The organism is Melaminivora alkalimesophila (genome assembly GCF_000282995.1).
Classification (GTDB): domain Bacteria; phylum Pseudomonadota; class Gammaproteobacteria; order Burkholderiales; family Burkholderiaceae_C; genus Melaminivora; species Melaminivora alkalimesophila.
On the sequence record NZ_ALEE01000106.1, the window covers coordinates 1 to 3,416 of the forward strand.

General features: G+C 64.5%; 5 protein-coding genes, 1 tRNA gene and 1 pseudogene. All 7 read right to left on the reverse strand.

The genetic code is table 11. The annotated features are described in order from the left end of the window. Nucleotides 1-151: pseudogene (rplL, locus tag A612_RS01455) on the reverse strand (50S ribosomal protein L7/L12); the annotation flags it as partial. A gap of 66 nt (nt 152-217) precedes the next feature. Further along, nucleotides 218-724, reverse strand: coding sequence for a 50S ribosomal protein L10 (gene rplJ / locus A612_RS01460; RefSeq protein WP_040435527.1), 507 nt, complete (start codon nt 722-724; stop codon nt 218-220). A 249-nt stretch (nt 725-973) separates the two neighbouring features. Continuing rightward, complete coding sequence (gene rplA, locus A612_RS01465) at nt 974-1,669, reverse strand: 50S ribosomal protein L1 (protein WP_019372842.1); 696 nt, start codon at nt 1,667-1,669, stop codon at nt 974-976. Nucleotide 1,670: 1 nt separating this feature from the next. After that, nucleotides 1,671-2,102: a 50S ribosomal protein L11 gene (gene rplK, locus A612_RS01470; protein WP_019372843.1), complete on the reverse strand. Its 432-nt coding sequence runs from the start codon at nt 2,100-2,102 to the stop codon at nt 1,671-1,673. A gap of 132 nt (nt 2,103-2,234) precedes the next feature. Beyond that, nucleotides 2,235-2,816 (reverse strand): transcription termination/antitermination protein NusG, encoded by a 582-nt coding sequence (gene nusG / locus A612_RS01475; RefSeq protein ID WP_051001389.1) that lies wholly within the window; start codon nt 2,814-2,816, stop codon nt 2,235-2,237. Nucleotides 2,817-2,827: 11 nt separating this feature from the next. After that, nucleotides 2,828-3,211 (reverse strand): preprotein translocase subunit SecE, encoded by a 384-nt coding sequence (gene secE, locus A612_RS01480; RefSeq protein ID WP_019372845.1) that lies wholly within the window; start codon nt 3,209-3,211, stop codon nt 2,828-2,830. A 91-nt stretch (nt 3,212-3,302) separates the two neighbouring features. After that, nucleotides 3,303-3,378: transfer RNA gene (locus tag A612_RS01485), tRNA-Trp, on the reverse strand. Nucleotides 3,379-3,416 lie beyond the last annotated feature (38 nt).

Here is a 3,416-nt window from a genome sequence, read left to right on the forward strand (position 1 = left end):
CACCGCCGCCGGCAGCTCCGCCAGCAGCGGGAGCGGCCATGGCGGCAGCGCTCACGCCGAACTTCTCTTCGATGGCCTTGACCAGCTCGTTGAGCTCCAGCACGGTCATGCTGTCCAGGGCGGTCAAGAATGCGTCTTTGTCGAATGCCATTTTGGTTTCCTAACAATCAGTTGAATCGGTGGGTTGATGGGGGATTGCGCCTGCGGGACGATCCGCTCAAGCGGCGACCGCTTCGCCCTCGCCCTTCTTGGCCGCCAGCGCACCCAGCACCACGGCGGTACGGGACACGGGCGACATGAGCAAGCCGCACAGCTGGGCCAGCAGCACTTCCTTGGAGGGAATGCTTGCCAGCTCCTTCACGCCGTTCACATCCAGGGCCTTGCCCCCGAAGGCGCCGCCGCGAATCACCAGCTTGTCGTTGGTCTTCGCGAAATCGGCCACCACCTTGGCGGCGGCCACAGCGTCCTCGGAGAAGCCATAGATCAGCGGGCCGGTCATCTGGTCGGCCACCACCTCGAACTGGCTGCCTGCCACAGCACGGCGTGCCAGCGTGTTCTTCAGAACACTCAGGGCAACACCCTTGCTGCGAGCATCCACGCGCAGTTTGGTCATGTCGGCCACCGTGATGCCACGGTACTCCGCGATCACGAGCGTTTGAGCTTTGGCGGCGAGGCCGGTCACTTCATTGATGACCGCTTCTTTCTCACTGCGATTAAGACTCAAGGTCTACTCCTTCATGTACGCACTGGGGGATTGCTCCCTGCGTGCGCGCTCTTGGTTTGCAGCGACCAACTGTCGAGGAATCCGTTTTCCATTCCATCTGCAGCGGGATCGCCATCTGCGCTGGCCCGGGGGTTTAGGTGCGGCCGGATCCGCACACCAGCGGTCTTGGATGGCCCGAAGCGGCACGCAGGTCGCTTCGGCCCACCACTGGAGCGCCCTTGACGGAACGCCCCAAGATCTTTCGACCGGTCAGGCCGAGATGGTCTGCGTGTCCACGCGGACACCCACGCCCATCGTCGACGAGATCGCGACCTTGCGCAGGTACAGGCCCTTGCTCGTTGCCGGCTTGGCCTTGTTCAGCGCGTCGATCAGCGCCGCCAGGTTGCCCTGCAGCTTCTCGTCGTCGAACGAGCGGCGGCCGATCGTCGAGTGGACGATGCCGGCCTTGTCCACGCGGAATTGCACCTGGCCGGCCTTGGCGTTCCGCACGGCGGTGGCGACGTCGGGCGTAACGGTACCGACCTTCGGGTTCGGCATCAGGCCGCGCGGGCCCAGGATCTGGCCAAGCGTGCCGACCACGCGCATCGCGTCCGGCGCAGCGATCACCACGTCGAAGGGCATGTCGCCGGCCTTCACCTGCGCTGCCAGATCGTCCATGCCGACGATGTCGGCACCGGCCGCCTTGGCTTCCTCGGCCTTCGCTCCTTGGGCGAACACCGCCACGCGGGTGGTCTTGCCGGTGCCGTTGGGCAGCACCACGGCGCCGCGCACCACCTGGTCGGACTTGCGCGCGTCCACGCCCAGCTGCACGGCCACGTCGATGGACTCATCGAACTTGGCGGTCGCGGCTTCCTTCACCAGCGCCACGGCTTCGGAGAAGGGGTACAGGCGCGTGGAGTCCACCTTGCCCTGCAGGGCCTTTTGCTTCTTGGTCAGCTTTGCCATGTCACAGACCCTCCACCGTCACGCCCATGGAACGGGCCGAGCCGGCCAGCATCCGCACGGCGGCGTCCACGCTGGCGGCGTTCATGTCCTTCTGCTTGGTCTTGGCGATCTCTTCCAGCTGCTCGCGGGTGATCTTGCCGACCTTGGCCGTCAGCGGGCTGGCGGAGCCCTTCTCCAGCTTGGCGGCCTTCTTGATCAGCACCGTGGCTGGAGGCGACTTGATGACGAAGGTGAAGCTCTTGTCCGCGAAGGCCGTGATCACCACGGGCAGCGGCAGACCGGGCTCGACGCCCTGGGTCTGGGCGTTGAACGCCTTGCAGAACTCCATGATGTTCAGACCGCGCTGGCCGAGGGCCGGGCCGATCGGGGGGGAGGGGTTGGCCTTTCCAGCTGGCACTTGCAGCTTGATGAAGCCGACGATTTTCTTCGCCATGGTTGCTCCTTGCGGGTGTTGACGCTCGGCCTGTCAGAGACAGCGCCGGGCTCCCCGGGGTTGGGGACTCTTCTTGCCGAAGCGCGCCGAGTCCTGGAAAGCGCGAAAAACAGAAAGGACGAAGGCGCCTGCTCAGGTCTTCTCGACCTGGCCGAACTCCAGCTCCACCGGCGTCGAGCGCCCGAAGATCATGACCGACACCCGCAGGCGGCTCTTCTCGTAGTTCACTTCCTCGACGGTGCCGTTGAAGTCCGTGAACGGGCCTTCCTTGACACGCACCAGCTCGCCGACCATGAACTCGACCTTGTGGCGCGGCTTCTCCGTGCCCTCTTCCATCTGGCTGACGATCTTCTGGACCTCTTCCTCGGAGATCGGCGCCGGCCGGTTGCGCGCGCCGCCCACGAAGCCCGTGACCTTGCTGGTGTGCTTGACCAAGTGCCAGGTGTCGTCTTCCATCACCATCTCGACGAAGACATAGCCCGGGAACAGCCGGCGCTCGGTCGTGCGGCGCTGACCATTCTTGATCTCCACGACCTCCTCGGTGGGCACCAGGATGCGGCCGAACTTGGCCTCCATCCCCGCGCGGGCGATGCGCTCGCGGATGTTGCGCTCCACCGCCTTTTCCATGCCGGAGTAGGCATGCACGATGTACCAGCGCAGGTCCGAGGGCGCCGCGCCTTGCGCTGCAGCTTGCGTGCCGTCGTTCGAGTCCATCGGTTCCACCTTCATTTCTTCCAGCCCAGGATCAGGTCGTACAGCGTCCACTCCAGGACCTTGTCCGTCGCCCAGAGGAACAGCGCCATGATCACCACGAAGGCAAACACATAGGCCGTCATCTGCAGGGTCTCCTTGCGGGTGGGCCAGACGACCTTCTTGACCTCGCGCCATGAGTCGCGCGCAAAGCCAATGAACTGCCGACCCGGCTCGGAGACGAGCACCATCGCGGCCGACAGCACCAGGCCGACCAGCAGGACGCCCCACTGGACCAGCGGCCCTTGCCTGCCGAAGGCATAGAAGCCCGCGACCGCGGCCACCACGAAGGCCACGGCAAGGAACAGCTTCGCCTTGTCTGCCGAAGTGGTGACGGTTTCAACTGGAGAAGTGGCCATACGCTGAATACTTGCCTTGAACGACCGGCGTCACACAAGACGCCGAAGCCCGCCAGGGCCTGGCGGGCTTGACAGATGCCACGCTAGCAGGTGGCAGGGGCAGTAGGAATCGAACCTACAACCTTCGGTTTTGGAGACCGACGCTCTGCCAATTGAGCTATACCCCTTCAAGCCTTTCGATTACTCGATGATCTTGGCCACGACG